Here is a 20,985-nt window from a genome sequence, read left to right as displayed (position 1 = left end):
GCGAACAGGAGCACCAAGGATAGCAAAAGGGCCGTCGCAAAGCCCCTCGGCCGAATGGCCAGGTTTTGCGGACCGCGAAATACGATAGACTCGTCGCCAGTCAATACGCCGCCCCGGGCGTCTTCGTCTGTCATTCAGCCCATCGATGCGCTATTCGGTCGAAATCAGAAAGTTTTTCTACAGCCAGTACTTTTTCGGCGGCCTGCGGATCGCGGTCGGCGTGTCGCTGCCGGCCGTGCTGTGCCTGATCGTGTTTCACAACCGGGATCTGGGCTTCACGATCTCGACCGGCGCGCTCGGCGCGTGCGTCGTCGACATGCCGGGCCCGCTCAAGTACAAGCACAACGAGATGCTCGCGTGCAGCGTGATCGGCTGCCTGGCCGCGCTCGCGACCGGCCTCGCCACGCCGAACATCTTCGCGCTGTGGCTGACGATCGTGCCGCTCACGTTCGTGCTGTCGCTGATCGTCGTGTACGGCAACCGCTGGCCGCAGATCAGCTTCGCGACGCTGTTCATGATGGTGATGACGCTCGAGGACAAGTTCACGCCGCTGCAGGCGTTCATCAACGCCGGCTGGATTCTCGCCGGCGGCCTCTGGTACACGTACTGGGCGACGCTCGTGTCGCAATGGCAGGCGCGCCGGATCGAGCAGCAGGCGCTCGCCGAAAGCCTGTTCGCGTGCGCCGACTACCTGCTCGCGCGCGCGCAGTTCTACGATCTCGACGCCGATCTCGACGATTGCTACCGCAACCTGGTCGCCAAGCAGATCACCGCGGTCGAAACGCAGGAAACCGCACGGGACATCGTGCTGCGCAACCTGCCGAAGCTGCGCCGCGGCAAGCTCGACCCCGGCCGCACGACGATGTACAACCTGTTCATCAACAGCGTCGACCTGCACGAGCTGTTCGTCGGCGCGCACACCGACTACCCGCTCGTGCGCAACACATTCGGCGGCTCGGACCTGATCATTTTCTACCGCGACCTGATCCGCAAGGCGGCCGCCGATCTCGAGGAGATCGGCCTCGCGGTGCTCGAGAACCGCGCGCCGCATTCGCGCATCAGCGTGAAGGCCGAACTGCGCGCGATCGAGTACGAGATCGAGCTGATGCGCAAGAAGAACTTCGCGGCCACCAACGCGGAAGCGTACGCGGCGGTGGTCGCGACGTTCCGGCGCATCTGGAGCGCGACGCGCCTGATCGACCGGATGCGCCGCAACCTGTCGGGCCATGCCGATCCGCAGCAGACGGAGCTCAAGATCGACAAGGCGCTCACGCGCTTCCTGCAGCGGCGCCGAATGTCGCCGCTGCTGATCTTCTCGAACCTGAACATGCGCTCGCCGAGCTTCCGCCATGCGCTGCGCGTGACGATCGCGGTGGCGGTCGGCTTCTGGCTCGGCCGGCTGCTGCCGCTCACGAACGCCTACTGGATCGTGATGACGACCATCATCATCCTGAAGCCCGGCTATTCGCTGACCAAGCAGCGCAACGCGCAGCGGATCATCGGCACGCTGATCGGCTGCGCGGCGAGCATCGCGCTGATCTACACGGTCAAGGCGCCGCACTTGCTGATCGCGATCATGTTCGGGTCGATGGTGATGAGCTACAGCCTGCTGCTGTTCAACTACGCGGCGAGCGTCGTGTTCACGTCGTCGTACGTGCTGCTGATGTTCCATCTGCTCGCGCCGGGCAGCATGCGCATCATCGGCGAGCGCGCGATCGACACCGTGGTCGGCTGCATGATCGCGATCGCCGCGAGCCGCCTGTTCCCGTACTGGGAATACCGGCTGATGGGCAAGCTCGTCACCGACATGCTGACGTCGACGCGCAAGTATTTCGAGGCCGTGTGGCGCGCCGGGCGCGGCGCGTCGCCGCCGCCCGTGCCGGCCGCCGACGGCGCGGCCGTCGTGCCGGTCGTCGCCGCGGCGATCGAAGCACCCGCCACCACCCTCGACGACGACTACCGCTACCGCCTCGCGCGCAAGGACGTCCACATCGCGTTCGCGAACCTCGGCCAGGCCTTCCAGCGGATGATGATCGAGCCGAAGGCACACCAGCGCTTCGTGCCGGAACTGAACGACCTGCTCGTGCAGACCCACGTGCTCGGCGCGCAGATCACCGCGGCCGCACCGCTGATCCGCAGCGCGTGCACGGTCGACGAGCGTCTCGCTCACGACGACGCGCTGCACCGCGGCCTGTCCGCCGTGCTCGAGAACCTCGAGAAGGCGGAAGCCGGCGAACCGCCGCCGGCCGACCAGCTCGACGCGGCGAAGCAGATCACGCGCGACCTCGACGCGATGGTTGTGTCCGCGGAAAAATCCGACGCGGTGGGCGCCGACCTCACGCACGACCTGAAGGTGCTCGCGCACCAGTGCAAGCAGATGCTCGCGTCGTCGCTGCTGATCCGCAAGGACGCAAGCGTGATCCGCCTGCCCGCATGACGTTGTTCCATCGCCGGCCGCCTGCGCAAGCGGGCCGGCCGGCGACGCTGCCGTTTCCGCAACACCCTCCCGCAGCATGATCCGCCCGCCCCACACGGCCCGCGCGCGCGCCGCGCGACTGCCCCACCCCCGATTCCGCCGGTTGCGCCAGTCAGGGAATACCCGATTCCGGTCCCATGGCCCGGCTTGTTATCATTTGTTCACATTTAAGTTGTATAGACAACTTAAGCCAGCAGGACCGGCCCCGCTCGCCCGGTCCGTCGCATAACGATTCGGAGACTCGATGAAAAACTTGCAGCGCCACCTGAGCGCGCGGCACATCCGCTTTCTCGCGCTGGGCTCGGCGATCGGCACCGGCCTGTTCTACGGCTCGGCGTCCGCGATCCAGCTCGCGGGCCCGGCGGTGATCCTGGCCTACATCCTGGGCGGCGCGGCCGTCTACATGGTGATGCGCGCACTCGGCGAGATGGCCGTGCGCGAACCCGTCGCCGGCTCGTTCGGCCATTACGCGACCGAAAACCTCGGCCCGTTCGCGGGCTTCGTCACCGGCTGGACCTACACGCTCGAAATGGTGATCGTCGCCATCGCCGATATCACCGCGTTCGGCATCTACATGGGCTTCTGGTTTCCGGACGTCCCGCAGTGGATCTGGGTGCTCGGCGTCGTCGCGGTCATCTGCGGGCTGAACCTGTGCCACGTGAAGGTGTTCGGCGAGCTCGAGTTCTGGCTGTCGATCATCAAGGTCGGCGCGATCGTCGCGATGATCGGCGGCGGCGTCGCGATCCTGCTGACCGGCATGCACTTCGGCCATGCGGCGGACGTGCCGACGTTCGCGAACCTGTGGAACCACGGCGGCTTCTTCCCGAACGGGATCGGTGGGCTGATCGCGTCGCTGTCGGTCGTGATCTTCGCGTACGGCGGCATCGAGGTGATCGGGATGAGCGCCGGTGAGGCGAAGGATCCGGAGCGCGTGATTCCGCGCGCGATCAACGCGGTGCCCGCGCGCATCCTGCTGTTCTACGTGCTGACGATGGTCGTGCTGATGTCGATCAGCCCGTGGACCGGCGTCGGCAGCGACGGCAGCCCGTTCGTGCAGATCTTCTCGGCGCTCGGCGTGAAGTCGGCCGCGACGATCCTGAACCTCGTCGTGATCAGCGCGGCGATCTCGGCGATCAACAGCGACATCTTCGGCGCAGGCCGGATGATGTTCGGGATGGCGCGGCAGGGCCAGGCGCCGCGCGTGCTGATGACGACGTCGCGGCACGGCGTGCCGTGGGTCACGGTGCTGGTGATGGCCGGCGCGCTGCTGGTCGGCGTGGTGCTCAACTTCCTGATGCCGAAGGACGTGTTCCTGGTCGTCGCGGCGATCGCGACGTTCGCGACTGTGTGGGTGTGGCTGATGATCCTGCTGTCGCAGGTCGCGATGCGCCGTCGCCTGTCGAGCGCGGAAGTCGCGGCGCTGAAGTTCAAGGTGCCGCTGTGGCCCGTCGCGCCCGCGCTGACGATCGCGTTCATGGGTTTCGTGATCGTGATGCTAGGCTGGTTCGAGGACACGCGGGTCGCGCTCTACGTCGGCGCGGCATGGCTCGTGCTGCTCGCGGTCGTGTTCTACGCACGGATCCGCCCGAAGTTTGCGCCTGCGTCACGATGACGCACGACTGATGCTCTGTGCGGTGCGCCGGCTTCGGCGCCCGCGTCTCTCCCGGCGTAACGCGACGCATCGCGCGTCGCCCGCCGCGGCTGTTAGCCTTCCCACCGTTCCTGCGCATCGCCGGCTGCCCGCCCGGGCCGCGCGGCGATCATGCGCGTACGTACCCGCGTCAGTGCGACGCGGCGCTCGCGGCCTCGGCCGGATGGGCCTCGTCGTATGCGTGCTTCTGCGAGATCGCGTTGTACAGGATCGTCCCGATCACGAGCAGCACGGCCACGACGATCAGGATGCTCACGTTGCGGACTGGGTTCTTCTTGCGCTGGTCGTTCATGGTCGGTGCGGCTCCGTGGAATTCGTCGAAGCGGGCATTCTACGCGCTTGCGCCCGCGCTGCGACGCCCCATTGCCCGCCCGCCATCCGCCGCCTCCCGCAAGCTTTCATTTGATAATCGTTCCCATTTCGATCTAGAATCCGAAATCTTTCGCTTTGTAATGTTTCGGGTCGCCCGGGCGGCAGGCACGCCCCGAAACGCCTCTTCGTCCGCCTGCCTCACCGGAGTCTCCATGTCGAATCCGCGCACCCGCCTGCTGCCGCTCGCCGGCGCCCTCGCTCTTGCCGCCGCCGCGTTCGCGCCGCCGGCCCTGGCCGCCGAGGAAGTGAGCCTGTACACCACCCGCGAGCCGAAGCTGATCCAGCCGCTGATCGACGCGTTCACGAAGCAGAGCGGCGTCAAGGTCAACACGGTGTTCGTGAAGGACGGCCTGCTCGAGCGCGTGAAGGCGGAGGGCGCGCAGTCGCCGGCCGACGTGCTGATGACGGTCGACATCGGCAACCTGCTCGACCTCGTCGATGGCGGGCTCGCGCAGCCGATCCGCTCGAAGGTGCTCGACGACGCGATTCCGGCGAACCTGCGCGGCGCGCAAGGCGACTGGTATGCGCTGTCGCTGCGCGATCGCGTGCTGTATGTGGAGAAGGACCTGAAGGTCGACGCGTTTCGCTACGAGGATCTCGCCGATCCGAAATGGAAGGGCAAGGTCTGCATCCGCTCGGGACAGCATCCGTACAACACGGCGCTCGTCGCGGCGATGATCGCGCACGACGGCGAAGCCGCAACCGAAAAATGGCTGCGCGGCGTGAAGGCGAACCTCGCGCGCAAGGCGACGGGCGGCGACCGCGACGTCGCGCGCGACATTCTCGGCGGCATCTGCGACGTCGGTCTCGCGAACGCGTACTACGTCGGCCACATGAAGAACGCGGAAGCCGGCACCGATGCACGCAAGTGGGGCGACGCGATCAAGGTCGTGCGGCCGACGTTCGCGAACGCGAAGAGCGGCGGCACGCACGTCAACGTCAGCGGCGCGACGGTCGCGAAGCACGCACCACACAAGGCCAACGCGGTGAAGCTGCTCGAGTACCTCGTGTCGCCCGAAGCACAGGCGCTGTATGCGCAGGCGAACTACGAATACCCGGTGCGCGCGAACGTGAAGCTCGATCCGGTGATCGCGAGCTTCGGCACGCTGAAGGTCGACCCGCTGCCGCTGACCGACATCGCGAAGCATCGCAAGGCGGCCAGCCAGCTCGTCGACAAGGTCGGCTTTGACAACTGATGCATCGCTCGCCCGCGCGCGCCGCCAGCCGTTCCGCTTGCGCGCGGGCAGCCTGTGGCTGGGCGCGGCCGTCGCGATCGCCGCGGCGGTCGCGGCGCCGCTCGCGGTGCTGGTCGCCGCCGCATTCGGCGCCGACCTCGCGCACTGGACCCATCTCGCCGAATTCGTGCTGCCGCGGGCGCTCGCCAATACGCTGCTGTTGCTCGCGGGCGTCGGCACGATCGTCACGGTGCTCGGCACCGGCTGCGCGTGGCTCGTCACCGCGTACGATTTTCCCGGCCGCCGGATGCTGACCTGGGCGCTGCTGCTGCCGCTCGCGGTGCCCACCTACATCGTCGCGTTCGCGTACCTCGACCTGCTCCATCCGATCGGCCCCGTGCAGGGCGCGATCCGTTGGCTGCTCGGCTTCGACAGCCCGCGGCAGTTCCGCCTGCCCGACCTGCGCTCGCTGCCCGGTGCGATCTTCGTGCTCGGCTTCGTGCTGTATCCCTATGTGTACCTGAGCACCCGCGCGATGTTCGTCACGCAGTCCGCGAGCCTGCTCGAAGCCGCGCGCACGCTCGGCGCGGAACGCATCGCGACGTTCTGGCGCGTGGTCGTGCCGCTCGCGCGGCCCGCGATCGCGGTCGGCGTCAGCCTGGCGCTGCTCGAAACGCTGAACGACATCGGCGCGTCGGAATTCCTCGGCGTGCAGACCTTGACCGTGTCGGTCTACACCACGTGGATCACGCGCTCCGATCTCGCCGGCGCCGCGCAGATCGCGCTCGCGATGCTCGCGATCGTCGTCGGCATGATCGCGCTCGAACGCTACGGGCGCCGCCGCCAGCGCTACGCGCACGGCCGCCGCATGCGGCCGATCGCGCCGCGCCGGCTGACGGGCGCGGCCGCGTGGAGCGCCGCGGTGCTCGGCTGGCTGCCGGTGCTGCTCGGCTTCGGCGCGCCGGCCGCGTACCTCGCGGTCGAGGCCGGCAAGCGGCTGCATCTCGTCGGCGGCGTGTCCGCGCAGTTGCTGACGGGGCTCGCGAACACGCTGACGATCGCCGCCGCCGCGACCGTCGCGACGCTCGCGTGCGGGCTCGTCGTCGCGTGGGCCGCACGCGCGCAGCGCGACAGCGCGCGTGCGGGCCCGGCCCGCGCATGCGCACGCATCGCGAGCCTGGGTTACGCGGTGCCGGGCACCGTGCTCGCGATCGGCCTGCTGCTTCCGTTCGCCGCGGCCGACCGGCTGCTCGGCGCCGCGCTCGGCCGCGACGGGCTGCTGCTGATGGGTTCGGCGGGCGCGCTCGTGATCGCGTACACCGTGCGCTTTCTCGCGATCTCGGCCGGCAGCATCGAAGCCGGCCTCGCGCGCATTCCGCCGTCGCTCGAACAGGCCGCCCGCTCGCTCGGCGAAACGGCCGGCGGCACGCTGCGCCGCGTGCACCTGCCGCTGCTGCGGCCCGCGCTCACGACGAGCGCACTGCTCGTATTCGTCGACGCGATGAAGGAGCTGCCGGCGACGCTGCTGCTGCGCCCGCTGAATTTCGACACGCTCGCGACCTGGCTGTATGCGGAAGCCGCGCGCGGCACCTATGAGGAAGGCGCGGTCGCCGCGCTCGCGATCGTGCTGGCCGGGCTCGTGCCCGTGATCCTGCTCGCACGCACCCGTCACAAGATCGGAGCCTGACACCGTGAACCTGCTCGAACTCGACGACCTCTGCGTCGCCTACGACACGCCGCATGGCCGCCGCACGGTGGTCGACGGGCTGAGCCTCGCGCTGCCGCGCGGCGACATCGGCTGCCTGCTCGGCGCATCGGGCTGCGGCAAGACCACCGTGCTGCGTGCGATCGCGGGCTTCGAGCCCGTGCGCATGGGGCGCATCGTGCTGGACGGCACGCCCGTCGCGGCGCCGTCGCTCGACGTGCCGCCCGAGCGGCGGCGCATCGGGATGATGTTCCAGGACTATGCGCTGTTCCCGCACCTGAGCGCGGCCGGCAACGTCGCGTTCGGCCTGCGGCGGATGCCGAAGGCCGAGCGGCGCGCACGCGTCGCGGACCTGCTCGAACTCGTCGGTCTCGCCGATTCGGGCAGCGCGTATCCGCACGAACTGTCGGGTGGCCAGCAGCAGCGCGTCGCCCTCGCCCGCGCGCTCGCGCCGTCGCCGGAACTGCTGCTGCTCGACGAGCCGTTCTCGAATCTCGACGTCGATACGCGCGAGCGGCTCGCGTTCGAACTGCGCGACATCCTGAAGCGCACGGGTCACACCGCGATCCTCGTCACGCACAACCAGGCGGAAGCGTTCGCGATCGCCGACCGGATCGGCGTGATGAAGGATGGCCAGCTCGCGCAATGGGACACGCCTTATGCCCTACACCATCACCCGGCCAGCCCGTTCGTCGCGGAGTTCGTGCGCCGTGACGCGCTGGCGGACGAACGCGCGCGCGCGATGGCGCGCGGCCGCTGAGCAGACCGGCCGTCACGACAACGGCGCTCGTCGTCGGCCGCGCACGACACGCTGCGCGACCGCCCCACGCGCTACGCCGGCTCGGACAGATCGCGCACCGGCAGCGCGGTCGAATACTTGATCTGCTCCATCGCGAACGACGAGCTCACGTCGAACAGCGGCACCGCACGAATCAGTTGCTTGTACACGCGATCGTAGTCGTCGATGCCGGCCACCACGACGCGCAGCAGATAGTCGGTCTCGCCGCTCATCCGGTACACCTCGACGACTTCCGGCATGTCGCGCACGGCCTGCGTGAAACGCTGCGCCCACTCCTCGGTATGCTGGTTCGTGCGGATCGCGACGAACACGGTCGTGCCGACCCCGAGCTTGCGCGGATCGCACAGCGCGACCTGCGCGCGGATCGCGCCGGTTTCCTTGAGCCGCTGCACGCGCTTCCAGCAGGGCGTCTGCGACAGGTTCACGCGCTGCGCGAGTTCCGCGATCGGCAATGTGGCATCCGCCTGCAACAGCTCCAGCAGCTTGCGATCGATGGCATCCATTTACCCGGTCCCTCGTAGATAGAAATTTTTTCTATGCATCGTGCATGACGGGGAACAATATGAAAACCGCCGCGCGGCGTCGACCGGGATAAATACCAATCACACGTCGAAGGATCGGCCCCACGCACGACCTCGCACGCGCCGCTCGATCGATCATCGGCCCCGTAGACGAAACAGGCGACGCCACCCGTCGGGATGGCGTCGCCTGAAGTCGCTACCGTCGTGCGGGCCGCGCACGGCGCAAGCGGCGCTCGCGCGCCGTGCCGCCGCGCCGTCGCTCAATACGCGACCGTCGCGATCTCGCGCACGAAGCTGTGTTGTTCGAGCGCATCGACGAACGCGACCGCGTAGTCTTCCGCCGAGATCTTGCTGTTGCCCTGCGCGTCCGCGATCAGCTTGCCGACGCCCGTGCGGAACGTGCCCGTGCGCTCACCCGGCGCGATCATCGCGGCCGGCGCGAAGAACGTCCAGTCGAGATCGCCGACCGTCTTCAGATACGCGAGCGCGTCGCGGTGCGCGAGCGCGACCGCCTTGTACGCGTCCGGGAAACCTTCGGTGTCGACCAGCTGCTTGCCGGGCGCGACTTCGAGCGAACCGGCGCCGCCCACCACCACGAGCCGCTTGAGGCCCGCGTTGCGCGTGCTTTCCACCAGCGCCTTCGCCGCCGCGAGGATCTTCGCGGGCTCGTCCTGCTTCGGGCTGTATGCGCTCGCGACGACGTCGTGACCCGGCAGCGCGGCCGCAATGCTCGCCGCATCGAACAGGTCAGCCGCCTTCGCGGTGATGCCGCCGCCGGCTGCACCCGGATGGCGCGACAGCGCGGTCACGCGATGGCCGCGGCGCACGGCTTCCGCCGCGATGCGCGAGCCGATCATGCCGGTGGCGCCAAACAGGGCGATGTTCAAGGTAGGTTGCGTCATGTCGATTCTCCTGAAAAAAAGTAACTAAAGCAATTACATATAAGACCGAAAAAAAACGGAGCGGAACTCCGTCGTACCGATCGCCGCGCCTGCGCGCCGCCCGGCCTCCTGCCCTGCGTCATTCGTTGCCTGCCCTCACCCGCCCGCGCTTCCCGCCGCAAGGTTGCGCTGCTCGGATTCGAGCACGTCTGCCGTGACGTCGGCAAGCGTACGGGTGGCAAGCGAGGCCTCCATCGCGCGCTGCGCGTCGCCGATATAGTCGATCAGCACGCCCTGGATGTGCCGCCCGACGAGACACGCGGGATTCGGCGCCTCGCGGTGCAGCGCGAACAACTGCGCATCGTCGACCGCGCGATACACGTCGAGCAGCGTGATTGCACCGGGCTCGCGCGCCAGTAGCGCGCCGCCGCCCGCACCGAGCTGCGACGCGGTCAATCCCGCGGCCGCCAGCATCGACAGCAGCCGGCGAATCAGCGCCGGATTCGTGTTCACGCTGCCCGCGATGATGTCGGACGACAGCGGCACGCCTTCCTGCATCGACAGCAAGGCAAGCACGTGAACGGCAAACGCGAACCGGCTGCTGGTATTCATTCCTCACTCACTCGGCGACGCCGGCCCGAACGGCAGCCGGCGACATGTGTAACCACTATAATTACATTTTGCAGATCGCGCAAGGGCCGGGTTATTCGCCGCTGGCCGGCTTCGAACCCGACGCGCCCTGCCGGCTCCACTGCTGGAGCTTCTTGCCGGCCTCGGCCATCTTCGCGCCCGCTTCGGACGCCGCATGCGCGACGACCGCGGAAGCAGCCGCATCGAACTGCGCCTGCGCGGCGGACGCGAGACCGCTCGCCGACAGCGGCGGCACGGCCGACGCCGCGCTCGCGATACCGGCCTTCGCGGCATTGATCTGCTGGTTGACGGTGCTCGCCACCTGGTCGAGCGCCTTGGCCGCGTTGTTCGCGGCATCGGCGGCCGCGCTCGCGGCCGTATCGGGTTGCGTGGCCGGCGTGCCGGACTTCTCGCAACCCGCGAGCAGCAGTGTCGCACCGACGGCCGCGGCCACCAGCATGGATCCGGGCACGCGACGCGCCCGCCAAGTCTTCATCTTCATCAGCAATCTCCGGCCGTGCGCCACACGGCCTGAATGGTTGGACCGGGGTCGATGATACCGCCTGTGGAACGGAGCCAATGACGACTTCCGATTAAATATGCCTTTCAATTTCGGACTCGTCTGATTCAATCGCAGGCGCGGCGACACTAAAGTGGCGGGCTTCAATCCGCTCCATCCGATCCGCCCCCGCTTCCTCATGGCTTTCCTCATCGACTGGTTCATCGCGCTGGCCGCCGTGCTCGCCGCCACCCTGTTCCTGTGTCTTCGCTCGCCGTCCGCGCAGCGTCTGCGCGCCGCCGGGCGCCCGCGCCGCGTCGCCTCCGCACGCCTGCTCGCGCAGGCCGTGATCGGCTTCTGGGTCGCCGCGCTGATCGTCGCGCAAGGCATTCTCGGCCCCGACGGCGAAGGCCAGTCACTCGCGGGCTTCGCGGCGCTTGCGTTCGCCGCGCTCGGCCTTGCGACGGTGGCCGCCTACTGGTCCGCGTGCGCGCTGCGCCTGCGGCGGCCGCGCGTGCTGTTCGCGCGCCGCTGACGCGCCAGACCGGTGCATCGCGGCGCACCACGCCGCACCGCGCCATGCGTCGCGCGCACCAGTTGCGCACACTTCGCACCACGTATGTGCGCGCGCGGCGGCATCCGCGCCGCATGCGCGCTGCCCCGCGATCGTGCACGCTTCACCGGAATGCCGCACCGCGCGGCCTTCCGCACCAATTGCACGCAGCCGTTCACCAAGTTGGCTCGATATTTGCATTCCTTGCCCGTTTTTTGCGCAAGGAAGCCACGGCATGGATGGTCTGAAATCCGGCGTCGACACACTGTTCCTGTTGATCGGCGCCGTCATGGTGCTCGCGATGCACGCGGGCTTTGCATTCCTCGAGCTCGGCACGGTCCGCAAGAAGAACCAGGTCAACGCGCTCGTGAAGATCCTGGTCGACTTCTCGGTGTCGACGCTCGCGTACTTCTTCATCGGCTACACGATCGCGTACGGCGTCGAATTCTTCGACGACATCGGCACGCTGTCGCAGCACAGCGGCTACGCGCTCGTGCGCTTCTTCTTCCTGCTGACGTTCGCCGCGGCCATCCCCGCGATCGTGTCCGGTGGTATCGCGGAGCGCGCGAAATTCAATCCGCAGCTCGTCGCGACGCTGATCATCGTCGGCTTCATCTATCCGTTCTTCGAAGGGATCGCATGGAATGACCGTTTCGGCGTGCAGGACTGGCTCACGCACGCGTTCGGCGCGCCGTTCCACGATTTCGCGGGCTCGGTCGTCGTGCACGCGTTCGGCGGCTGGGTCGCGCTGCCGGCCGTGCTGCTGCTCGGCGCACGCCACGGCCGCTATGCGAAGGACGGCCGGATCGCCGCGCATCCGCCGTCGAACATTCCGTTCCTCGCGCTCGGCGCGTGGGTGCTCGCGGTCGGCTGGTTCGGCTTCAACGTGATGAGCGCGCAGACGCTCGACAAGATCAGCGGCCTCGTCGCCGTGAACTCGCTGATGGCGATGGTCGGCGGCACGCTCGCCGCGTGGATGGCCGGTCGCAACGACCCGGGCTTCACGTACAACGGCCCGCTCGCGGGCCTCGTGGCCGTGTGCGCCGGCTCCGACGTGATGCACCCGATCGGTGCGCTCGTCACGGGGGCGGTGGCAGGCGCCTTGTTCGTCGCGATGTTCACCTGCGTGCAGAACAAGTGGCGCATCGACGACGTGCTCGGCGTGTGGCCGTTGCACGGGATGTGCGGCGCGCTCGGCGGCCTCGCGGCCGGCGTGTTCGGGCAACCCGCGCTCGGCGGCCTGGGCGGCGTGTCGTTCGTGTCACAGCTGATCGGCACGCTCGGCGGGATCGTCATCGCCACGGCCGGCGGCACGCTCGTGTACGGTGCGCTGAAGGCGACCGTCGGCCTGCGTCTCGATCGCGAAGCCGAATTCGACGGCGCCGACCTGTCGATCCACCGCATCTCGGCGACGCCCGAGCGCGACTGAGCGCAAACGCGTGCGACCGGCGTCCGTCAGCTCACCTGACGGACGCCCGACGCATCATTACGTTTTCAATTCAAAAAACTTTCATCTAGCGTCCCTACACTTCCGTCCAGTTTTCAATTTACCTTCGCATTGCTTGCTGCTCGCCTGCATCGCGAGGGTCATTCTTCTCACCTCTGAAACTGGACTCCACATGCCCGCGTTGCCCAATGCCACCCGTCGCCAGGCCCTGAAGATCCTCGCCGGCGCGCCCATGCTGCCCCTCTCCGGCCTCGCGCTGCCGGCCCTGCTGACGGGCTGCGGCGGCGACGATACGCCGGCGACGACGCCCCCGGCCGCTGCCGCGTACACGTCGGCGGCGTTCTCGGCGATGGCGGCGCCCACGCTCGACAACGCGGCCGCGATGGCCACGACGACGGTCGGCTCGACGCTGTCCGTGTCGTTCTCGGACGGCTCGTCGCGCAACTTCAAGCTCGCGTACCGGCCGTTCTTCGTGACGGGCGACAGGGTGCCGGACGGCAACGGCGGCACGACGCTCGCGGGCGGCTACTACGACATCGACAACCAGCCGATCATCGACCGTTCGGTGGCGGGCAAGGAACGCCAGTTCTATTCGGACTGCCCGGACGGCAGCTCGCTGCTGACGCTGAAGAACGCGGCCGTGGCCGGCGTGAAGGGCAACACGGTGTTCGCGGTCGTGCAGTTCGAATACACGACGCGCGACCAGGCGAGCGCATCGCAGTACGGCCAGCTGCCGTCGCCGATCGCGGTGATCACGCTCGACCAGGATCCGTCCAGCGGTGCGCTGAAGGTGGTCAAGTATCACAACGTCGACACGTCGAAGGCGCACGGCCTGTGGATCACGTGCGGTGCGAGCCTGTCGCCGTGGGGCACGCACCTGTCGAGCGAGGAGTACGAACCGGACGCGACCAAGGCCGCCACCGACGCGCAGTTCAAGGCGTTCAGCAAGAACACCTTCGGCGACGAGACGAAGGCGAACCCCTACCACTACGGCCATCTGCCCGAGATCACGGTGAATCCGGACGGCACGGGCACGGCGAAGAAGCACTACTGCCTCGGCCGCATCTCGCACGAGCTGATCCAGGTGATGCCGGACCAGCGCACCGTGATGATGGGCGACGACGCCACCAACGGCGGCCTGTTCATGTTCGTCGCCGACAAGGCGGCCGACCTGTCGGCCGGCACGCTGTACGTCGCGAAGTGGACGCAGACGTCGTCCGCCGGCGCAGGCAGCGCCACGCTCACGTGGATCAAGATCGGCCACGCAACCAGCAGCGAGATCGAAGCACTCGCGAACACGCTGAAGGCGTCGGACATCATGGACCTGACGACCATCGACCCGAACGACGCGAGCTACACGAAGATCCACTTCGGCGGCAAGTTCAACTGGATGCGCGTGAAGCCGGGGATGGAAAAGGCGGCCGCGTTCCTGGAGACGCACCGCTATGCGGCGCTGATCGGCGGCAGCATGGCGTTCACGAAGCTCGAAGGCACGACCGTGAACGCGAAGGACAAGATCGTCTACACGGCGATGTCGCGGATCGAGACGTCGATGGTCAAGGGCAATGCGGTGTCGCGCGACGTCGCGGTCGACAAGAAGATCGCCGCGGGCGCCGTCTATGCGCTGAACCTGAAGGGCAGCCAGCGCGACACGACCGGCAGCGCAATCGACAGCGAATGGGTGCCGGTCGACATGGGCGCGCCGGCCGCGCTCGTCGGCGAGGACCTCGCCGCGGCCGATGCGCTCGGCAACCTCGCGAACCCGGACAGGATCGCGAACCCCGACAACCTGAAGTTCTCCGAAAAGCTGCGCACGCTCTTCATCGGCGAAGACTCGGGCATGCACGTGAACAACTTCCTGTGGGCGTACAACGTCGACACGAAGTCGCTGTCGCGCGTGCTGTCGTGTCCGGCCGGCGCCGAATCGACGGGCCTGCATGCGGTCGACGAGATCAACGGCTGGACCTACATCATGAGCAACTTCCAGCACGCGGGCGACTGGGAGTCGCCGCTGCACGACAAGGTCAAGCCGGCCCTCGATCCGCTCGTGCGCGCGAACTACAAGGACCGGTTCGGCGCCAGCGTCGGCTACCTGACGGCCGAGCCGACCAGCATCAAGCTCGCGAAGGCCTGACCCGCCGCGCCACGGGGGCCGCGTGCCCCTGTCACCCTTTCTTCATCACGTTTCATTCGTCGGCGCTCCACGCCGTTTGATGCGCGATGCCCGTCGTGGGCGTCGCGCTTTTTTTTGCGCGCGACGCAGCCGCGCGTGCATGCAGGCATGCGCGCGCCCGATAGGAACAGGCGTTTTCAGCGATCGGGGATAATACGGGCCTGACGCGTCCGGCGGACGGGCAAAAAAAAGCGCCACGGAGACCGTGGCGCTAAAAAAGTTCTAGCCATTCCGAGGGCCGTGCTAGAACCTGAGAGACTGCGCGAAACACCGTTGCCGGTTAAACTCCTGAAACGATGTTTCGAAAACGTGAGACATTCTTTCCGTTTCCGCCCGACAAGTCAAGCGGTATTTGCACCGGCTTCCGCACTTTCCGGCAACGCTCATCGGAGCGTTTTCCTAATAAACCAAGGGTGAACCCGTAAAATCGCATCCAATGAACGATTCACCCATGGAACATGCATCTTTTGACAATCGTCCTACAATACCAACAAAATTGAAATCGAGTTTCGGAAATAGAGAGAATCCCTCGTGTCGACACCTGTAACGCCTCCCGCGCCCCGAGATCGCGAATCGTCGCCCGACGAGATCACCGCGCTCGCGCGCGGCCTCGCCGTGCTGCGCCGCATCGCAGCCGCCGACGCCCCGGTCAGCAACCGCGAGCTGACCGAATTGACCGGCATCCCGAAGCCGACCGTGTCGCGCATCACGGCGACACTCGTCAGCGCCGGCTTCCTGTTCCAGTTGCCCGACAGCGAGCGCTTCGTGCTCACCGCATCGGTGCTGGAGCTGAGCCACGGCTTCCTGCGCAACTTCGACATCCGCGCACGCTCGCGGCCGTTCATGATCGAGCTCGCCGAGCGCACGTCGCTGTCGGTGCACCTCGCGGTGCGCGACCGGCTCGACATGGTCGCGATCGACGTGATCCGGCCGCGCTCCGCCGTGCTCGTCACGCGCCTCGAGATCGGCTCGCGGATGGACATCGCACGCACCGCGGTCGGCCGCGCGTATCTGGCGGCGCTGGAGGACGGCGAGCGCCACACGCTGCTCGACGCGCTGCGCGCGACGGCCGGCGACGACTGGCCGCATGTATCGGCACGGCTGAACCCCGGCCTCGAAGCCGCGATCCGGGAAGGCCATGCGATCGCGATCGGCGAATGGCGCGAAGGGCTGAACGCGGTCGCAGCCGGTTTCGTCGGTCCGTCGGGCCAGCGCTACTCGGTGAACTGCGGCGGCGCGTCCAGCCAGTGCCCGCCCGAATGGCTAGAGGAACACGTGGTGCCCGCGCTGCACGAATGCATCGCGAAAATCACCCGCGAAATCGGCGGCGCGCCGGCCCGGCGCGGTGCCATGTAATCGATTCGTCATCGTCCTGTCGCGTTCTGTAACGACCGTAACCCGTTGAAAGATAGAGCACTGGACTCTAACGGGGACGGGACGTAGGATCATGCCCATCGTCGCGCCGCATTCGCGGTGCGCACCGCTCTTTTCCCGCGCGGGCCGGAACGGGCCCGGACCGAGCCGGCCCTCCCGGCACCGCATGCCCACGCGCCGCTCCACGCCCGTTTCCCGGCACGCCGCGCCGCCTTCCTGACAGAACACGATGGACAACCAACAAAAGCCCACGCCCCCTTCGAAGGACCCCGCCTCCCCTGCCGCGCGCCGGCCGCGCCGCACGCTGGTGATCGGGACGCTCGCGGTCGTCGTCATCGGCGGCCTGCTGTGGTGGCACCCGTGGAACCGTACGCCGGCCGGCACGCCGGCAGCGGGCAGCGCGGCCTCCGGCGCCAGCGCCGGTGCTGGCAGCCATCGCGGCCGCGGCGGCCCGGCCGCGATGGCCAACGTTGCGCAGCCCGTGTCGGTCGCGACCGCGACGCAAGGCGAGATGCCGATCGTGCTGTCCGCGCTCGGCACCGTGACGCCGCTCGCGAACGTGACGGTCAAGACGCAGCTGTCGGGCTACCTGCAGTCGGTCGCGTTCCAGGAAGGCCAGATCGTCAAGAAAGGCGACGTGCTCGCGCAAATCGACCCGCGCCCGTACCAGGTCGCGCTCGAGAACGCCGAAGGCACGCACGCGCGCGACGAGGCGCTGCTCGCGACGGCCCGCCTCGACCTGAAGCGCTACCAGACGCTGCTGTCGCAGGACTCGATCGCGGCGCAGACGGTCGACACGCAGGCCTCGCTCGTCAAGCAATACGAAGGATCGGTGAAGACCGATCAGGCCGCGATCGATTCCGCGAAGCTGAACCTCACCTATGCGCGCATCACGGCGCCGGTGTCGGGCCGCGTCGGCCTGCGCCAGGTCGACCCCGGCAACTACGTGACGCCCGGCGACTCGACCGGGATCGTCGTGATCACGCAGTTGCAGCCGATGAGCGTGATCTTCACCACGTCGGAAGACAACCTGCCGCAGATCGTCAAGCAGGTGAACGCGGGCCAAAAGCTGTCGGTCACCGCGTACAACCGCAACAACACGGTGCCGCTCGAGACGGGCGCGCTCGAAACGCTCGACAACCAGATCGACACCAGCACCGGCACGGTCAAGCTGCGCGCGACGTTCGCCAACAAGGAAGGGTTGTTGTTCCCGAATCAGTTCGTGAACACGCGGCTGCTCGTCGACGTGCTTCGCAATGCGACGATCGTGCCGACGGCCGCCGTGCTGACCGGCTCGATCGGCCAGTTCGTCTACATCGTGAAGCCCGACAACACGGTGACGGTGCGCAAGGTCACGACCGGCCCGGTCGACGGCGAGCGCACGAGCATCGTCAGCGGCGTCGCGCTCGGCGAGCGCGTGGTCACCGACGGCTCCGACCGGCTGCGCGAAGGCGCGAAGATCTCGATCCCGGCCGACAAGCCGAAGGGCGCGTCGGGCGCGCACGGCGCCGGCGCGGCATCGGGCGCGTCGGGCGCGGGCGCCCAGCACGGCGGACACAAGCACGGCGCGTCGCAGGCAGCGGCCTCCGCGGCCCGGTAACGCGCGGGCCGCTCGATGAATCCATCCCGTCTCTTCATTCTCCGGCCGGTCGGCACCGCCCTCCTGATGGCGGCGATCATGCTGGCCGGCCTCGTCGCGCTGCGCTTCCTGCCGCTCGCCGCGCTGCCCGAGGTCGACTATCCGACGATCCAGGTCCAGACCTTCTATCCGGGCGCGAGCCCGGAGGTGATGACGTCGTCGGTCACCGCGCCGCTCGAGCGGCAGTTCGGCCAGATGCCGTCGCTGAACCAGATGTCGTCGCAAAGCTCGGCCGGCGCATCGGTGATCACGCTGCAGTTCTCGCTCGACCTGCCGCTCGACATCGCCGAACAGGAAGTGCAGGCCGCGATCAACGCGGCCGGCAACCTGCTGCCGTCCGATCTCCCGGCCCCGCCGATCTATGCGAAGGTCAATCCGGCCGATGCGCCGGTGCTGACGCTCGCCATCACGTCGAAGACCCTGCCGCTCACGCAGGTTCAGGACCTGAGCGACACACGCCTCGCGATGAAGATCTCGCAGATCGCGGGCGTCGGCCTCGTCAGCCTGTCGGGCGGCAACCGGCCGGCCGTGCGGATCCAGGCGAACCCGACCGCGCTCGCGCAGTACGGGATGAACCTCGACGACCTGCGCACGACGATCTCGAACCTGAACGTGAACACGCCGAAGGGCAACTTCGACGGCCCCACGCGCGCGTACACGATCAACGCGAACGACCAGCTCACCAGCGCCGACCAGTACAACGACGCGGTGGTCGCCTACAAGAGCGGCCGCCCGGTGATGCTGACCGACGTCGCCAAGGTGGTCGCCGGCTCGGAGAACACCAAGCTCGGCGCGTGGGTCAATTCGGAACCCGCGATCATCCTGAACGTGCAGCGCCAACCGGGCGCGAACGTGATCGCGACCGTCGACGCGATCAAGGCGCAGCTGCCGAAGCTGCAGGAAACGCTGCCCGCCGCCCTCGACGTGCAGGTCGTCACCGACCGCACGACGATGATCCGCGCGGCCGTGCGCGACGTGCAGTTCGAGCTGCTGCTCGCGGTCGCGCTGGTCGTGCTGGTGATGTACCTGTTCCTCGCGAACATCTACGCGACCATCATCCCGAGCCTGTCGGTGCCGCTGTCGCTGATCGGCACGCTCGCGGTGATGTACATGGCCGGCTTCTCGCTGAACAACCTGTCGCTGATGGCGCTCACCATCGCGACCGGCTTCGTCGTCGACGATGCGATCGTGATGATCGAGAACATCGCGCGCTACGTCGAGGAAGGCGAAACAGGCCTCGAGGCCGCGCTGAAGGGATCGCGGCAGATCGGCTTCACGATCATCTCGCTGACGGTGTCGCTGATCGCGGTGCTGATCCCGCTGCTGTTCATGGGCGACGTGGTCGGCCGCCTGTTCCACGAATTCGCGATCACGCTCGCGGTGACGATCGTGATCTCGGCGATCGTGTCGCTCACGCTCGTGCCGATGATGTGCGCGAAGCTGCTGCGCCATTCGCCGCCGCCCGAGAGCCATCGCTTCGAGGCGCGCGTGCACCGCGCGATCGACTGGGTGATCGCGCGCTACGCGGTCGCGCTCGAATGGGTGCTGAACCGCCAGCGCTCGACGCTCGTGGTCGCGCTGATCACGCTCGGGCTGACCGCCCTGCTCTACGTGTACGTGCCGAAGGGCTTCTTCCCCCCGCAGGACACCGGCGTGATCCAGGCGATCACGCAGGCGCCGCAGTCGATCTCGTACGGCGCGATGGCCGAACGCCAGCAGACGCTCGCGGCCGAGATCCTGAAGGATCCGAACGTCGAGAGCCTCACGTCGTTCATCGGCGTCGACGGCAACAACATCACGCTGAACAGCGGCCGCATGCTGATCAACCTGAAGGCGCGCGACGAACGCTCCGAGACCGCCGCGCAGATCATCCGCGGCCTGCAGCAGCGCGTCGCGAACGTGACCGGCATCACGTTGTTCATGCAGTCGGTGCAGGATCTGACGATCGACTCGACCGTGAGCCCGACGCAGTACCAGTTCATGCTGACGAGCCCGAACCCGGACGAGTTCGCGACCTGGGTGCCGAAGCTCGTCGCGCGGCTGCAGAAGGAGCCGTCGCTCGCCGACGTCGCGACCGACCTGCAGAGCAACGGCCAGTCGGTCTACATCGAGATCGACCGCGCGAACGCCGCGCGCTTCGGCATCACGCCGGCGACCGTCGACAACGCGCTGTACGACGCGTTCGGCCAGCGCATCGTGTCGACCATCTTCACGCAGTCGAACCAGTACCGCGTGATCCTCGAGTCGGCGCCGAAGGAGCAGCATTACGCCGAATCGCTGAACGATATCTACCTGCCGTCCGCGGGCGGCGGCCAGGTGCCGCTGTCGTCGATCGCGTCGTTCCACGAACGGCCGTCGCCGCTGCTCGTCGCGCACCTGTCGCAGTTCCCGTCGACGACGATCTCGTTCAACCTCGCGCCGGGCGCATCGCTCGGCGAGGCCGTGAAGGCGATCGGCACGGCCGAACAGGACATCGGCCTGCCCGCCTCGTTCCAGACGCGCTTCCAGGGCGCCGCACTCGCGTTCCAGGCATCGCTGTCGAACCAGCTGTTCCTGATCCTCGCGGCGGTCGTCACGATGTACATCGTGCTCGGCGTGCTGTACGAGAGCTACATCCACCCGATCACGATCCTGTCGACGCTGCCGTCGGCCGGCGTCGGCGCGCTGCTCGCGCTGATGATCACCGGGCACGATCTCGACATCATCGGGATCATCGGGATCGTGCTGCTGATCGGCATCGTGAAGAAGAACGCGATCATGATGATCGACTTCGCGCTCGAGGCCGAACGCGTCGAAGGCAAGCCGCCGCGCGAGGCGATCTATCAGGCGTGCCTGCTGCGCTTCCGGCCGATCCTGATGACGACGCTCGCCGCGCTGCTCGGCGCGGTGCCGCTGATCGTCGGCTCGGGCGCGGGCTCCGAGCTGCGCCAGCCGCTCGGGATCGCGATCGCGGGCGGCCTGATCGTGTCGCAGGTGCTGACGCTGTTCACGACGCCGGTGATCTATCTCGGCTTCGACAGCCTCGCGCGCCGCGTGCGCGGCTGGTTCGAGCGGCACGGCCCCGGCGCCGGCAAGCACACGGATGCGTGA

16 protein-coding genes are annotated in these 20,985 nt (G+C 67.7%); 11 read left to right on the top strand and 5 right to left on the bottom strand.

The annotated features are described in order from the left end of the window. The first annotated feature begins 145 nt into the window (after nucleotides 1-145). Together ACTJKF_RS19480 and ACTJKF_RS19475 are read left to right on the top strand one after the other, a co-directional pair. Nucleotides 146-2,437, top strand: a complete 2,292-nt coding sequence (locus ACTJKF_RS19480; RefSeq protein WP_440625275.1) for an FUSC family protein — start codon at nucleotides 146-148, stop codon at nucleotides 2,435-2,437. A gap of 283 nt (nucleotides 2,438-2,720) precedes the next feature. Beyond that, entirely contained in the window at nucleotides 2,721-4,088 is a 1,368-nt protein-coding gene (locus tag ACTJKF_RS19475) for an amino acid permease (RefSeq protein WP_440625273.1), read from the top strand. 169 nt (nucleotides 4,089-4,257) lie between these two features. On the opposite strand, the gene ACTJKF_RS19470 is transcribed toward ACTJKF_RS19475, so the two are convergent. Continuing rightward, nucleotides 4,258-4,419 (bottom strand): hypothetical protein, encoded by a 162-nt coding sequence (locus ACTJKF_RS19470; RefSeq protein WP_006476417.1) that lies wholly within the window; start codon nucleotides 4,417-4,419, stop codon nucleotides 4,258-4,260. Nucleotides 4,420-4,651: 232 nt separating this feature from the next. On the opposite strand from ACTJKF_RS19470, the gene ACTJKF_RS19465 reads away from it, so the two are divergent. Genes ACTJKF_RS19465 through ACTJKF_RS19455 form a run of 3 tightly spaced genes read left to right on the top strand, consistent with a single transcriptional unit; the run spans nucleotide 4,652 to nucleotide 8,139 of the window. Beyond that, nucleotides 4,652-5,695 carry a Fe(3+) ABC transporter substrate-binding protein gene (locus tag ACTJKF_RS19465; protein ID WP_440625271.1) on the top strand — a complete coding sequence of 348 codons (1,044 nt, stop codon included), beginning with the start codon at nucleotides 4,652-4,654 and terminating at the stop codon, nucleotides 5,693-5,695. Then, nucleotides 5,685-7,361 (top strand): ABC transporter permease, encoded by a 1,677-nt coding sequence (locus ACTJKF_RS19460; RefSeq protein WP_440625269.1) that lies wholly within the window; start codon nucleotides 5,685-5,687, stop codon nucleotides 7,359-7,361. The genes ACTJKF_RS19465 and ACTJKF_RS19460 overlap by 11 nt, the downstream gene beginning before the upstream one ends. 4 nt (nucleotides 7,362-7,365) lie before the next feature. After that, on the top strand, nucleotides 7,366-8,139 hold the full coding sequence (locus tag ACTJKF_RS19455) for an ABC transporter ATP-binding protein (protein WP_440625268.1): 774 nt from the start codon (nucleotides 7,366-7,368) through the stop codon (nucleotides 8,137-8,139). Nucleotides 8,140-8,210: 71 nt separating this feature from the next. Here the strand turns inward: ACTJKF_RS19455 and ACTJKF_RS19450 are convergent, their stop codons facing one another. The 4 genes from ACTJKF_RS19450 to ACTJKF_RS19435 form a co-directional block, all read right to left on the bottom strand. Further along, a complete protein-coding gene (locus ACTJKF_RS19450; protein ID WP_006754321.1) occupies nucleotides 8,211-8,681 on the bottom strand; it encodes an Lrp/AsnC family transcriptional regulator in 471 nt (156 codons plus the stop codon). A 278-nt stretch (nucleotides 8,682-8,959) separates the two neighbouring features. Beyond that, nucleotides 8,960-9,601, bottom strand: coding sequence for an NAD(P)-dependent oxidoreductase (locus ACTJKF_RS19445; protein WP_440625266.1), 642 nt, complete (start codon nucleotides 9,599-9,601; stop codon nucleotides 8,960-8,962). A gap of 135 nt (nucleotides 9,602-9,736) precedes the next feature. Next, nucleotides 9,737-10,192 (bottom strand): Rrf2 family transcriptional regulator, encoded by a 456-nt coding sequence (locus ACTJKF_RS19440; RefSeq protein WP_440625264.1) that lies wholly within the window; start codon nucleotides 10,190-10,192, stop codon nucleotides 9,737-9,739. 91 nt (nucleotides 10,193-10,283) lie between these two features. Further along, entirely contained in the window at nucleotides 10,284-10,712 is a 429-nt protein-coding gene (locus tag ACTJKF_RS19435; RefSeq protein WP_440625262.1) for a hypothetical protein, read from the bottom strand. A gap of 196 nt (nucleotides 10,713-10,908) precedes the next feature. On the opposite strand from ACTJKF_RS19435, the gene ACTJKF_RS19430 reads away from it, so the two are divergent. The 6 genes from ACTJKF_RS19430 (at nucleotide 10,909) to ACTJKF_RS19405 (ending at nucleotide 20,985) form a co-directional block, all read left to right on the top strand. Next, a complete protein-coding gene (locus ACTJKF_RS19430) occupies nucleotides 10,909-11,244 on the top strand; it encodes a hypothetical protein (protein WP_440625260.1) in 336 nt (111 codons plus the stop codon). 253 nt (nucleotides 11,245-11,497) lie between these two features. Beyond that, nucleotides 11,498-12,691: an ammonium transporter gene (locus ACTJKF_RS19425; protein WP_440625259.1), complete on the top strand. Its 1,194-nt coding sequence runs from the start codon at nucleotides 11,498-11,500 to the stop codon at nucleotides 12,689-12,691. 190 nt (nucleotides 12,692-12,881) lie between these two features. Then, complete coding sequence (locus ACTJKF_RS19420) at nucleotides 12,882-14,843, top strand: PhoX family protein (protein WP_440625257.1); 1,962 nt, start codon at nucleotides 12,882-12,884, stop codon at nucleotides 14,841-14,843. Nucleotides 14,844-15,413: 570 nt separating this feature from the next. Continuing rightward, the gene (locus ACTJKF_RS19415; protein WP_440625256.1) at nucleotides 15,414-16,238 is read left to right on the top strand and encodes an IclR family transcriptional regulator; all 825 of its coding nucleotides are present in this window, start codon (nucleotides 15,414-15,416) and stop codon (nucleotides 16,236-16,238) included. A 247-nt stretch (nucleotides 16,239-16,485) separates the two neighbouring features. After that, nucleotides 16,486-17,856 carry an MdtA/MuxA family multidrug efflux RND transporter periplasmic adaptor subunit gene (locus ACTJKF_RS19410; protein ID WP_440625255.1) on the top strand — a complete coding sequence of 457 codons (1,371 nt, stop codon included), beginning with the start codon at nucleotides 16,486-16,488 and terminating at the stop codon, nucleotides 17,854-17,856. 15 nt (nucleotides 17,857-17,871) lie between these two features. Next, nucleotides 17,872-20,985 (top strand): MdtB/MuxB family multidrug efflux RND transporter permease subunit, encoded by a 3,114-nt coding sequence (locus ACTJKF_RS19405; protein WP_440625253.1) that lies wholly within the window; start codon nucleotides 17,872-17,874, stop codon nucleotides 20,983-20,985.

The sequence above is a fragment of the Burkholderia sp. 22313 genome, from assembly GCF_052045245.1.
Lineage (GTDB): Bacteria > Pseudomonadota > Gammaproteobacteria > Burkholderiales > Burkholderiaceae > Burkholderia.
Note: the sequence above shows the minus strand (reverse complement) of the source record. Positions and strands in the feature narration are given on the sequence as shown.

Excerpts from the sequence above, each read along its gene's own strand:
- ACTJKF_RS19435 (WP_440625262.1), bottom strand. The coding sequence starts at position 10,712 with ATGAAGATGAAGACTTGGCGGGCGCGTCGCGTGCCCGGATCCATGCTG.
- ACTJKF_RS19480 (WP_440625275.1), top strand. The coding sequence starts at position 146 with ATGCGCTATTCGGTCGAAATCAGAAAGTTTTTCTACAGCCAGTACTTT.
- ACTJKF_RS19475 (WP_440625273.1), top strand. The coding sequence starts at position 2,721 with ATGAAAAACTTGCAGCGCCACCTGAGCGCGCGGCACATCCGCTTTCTC.
- ACTJKF_RS19410 (WP_440625255.1), top strand. The coding sequence starts at position 16,486 with ATGGACAACCAACAAAAGCCCACGCCCCCTTCGAAGGACCCCGCCTCC.
- ACTJKF_RS19420 (WP_440625257.1), top strand. The coding sequence starts at position 12,882 with ATGCCCGCGTTGCCCAATGCCACCCGTCGCCAGGCCCTGAAGATCCTC.
- ACTJKF_RS19405 (WP_440625253.1), top strand. The coding sequence starts at position 17,872 with ATGAATCCATCCCGTCTCTTCATTCTCCGGCCGGTCGGCACCGCCCTC.
- ACTJKF_RS19440 (WP_440625264.1), bottom strand. The coding sequence starts at position 10,192 with ATGAATACCAGCAGCCGGTTCGCGTTTGCCGTTCACGTGCTTGCCTTG.
- ACTJKF_RS19450 (WP_006754321.1), bottom strand. The coding sequence starts at position 8,681 with ATGGATGCCATCGATCGCAAGCTGCTGGAGCTGTTGCAGGCGGATGCC.
- ACTJKF_RS19470 (WP_006476417.1), bottom strand. The coding sequence starts at position 4,419 with ATGAACGACCAGCGCAAGAAGAACCCAGTCCGCAACGTGAGCATCCTG.
- ACTJKF_RS19425 (WP_440625259.1), top strand. The coding sequence starts at position 11,498 with ATGGATGGTCTGAAATCCGGCGTCGACACACTGTTCCTGTTGATCGGC.
- ACTJKF_RS19430 (WP_440625260.1), top strand. The coding sequence starts at position 10,909 with ATGGCTTTCCTCATCGACTGGTTCATCGCGCTGGCCGCCGTGCTCGCC.
- ACTJKF_RS19465 (WP_440625271.1), top strand. The coding sequence starts at position 4,652 with ATGTCGAATCCGCGCACCCGCCTGCTGCCGCTCGCCGGCGCCCTCGCT.
- ACTJKF_RS19445 (WP_440625266.1), bottom strand. The coding sequence starts at position 9,601 with ATGACGCAACCTACCTTGAACATCGCCCTGTTTGGCGCCACCGGCATG.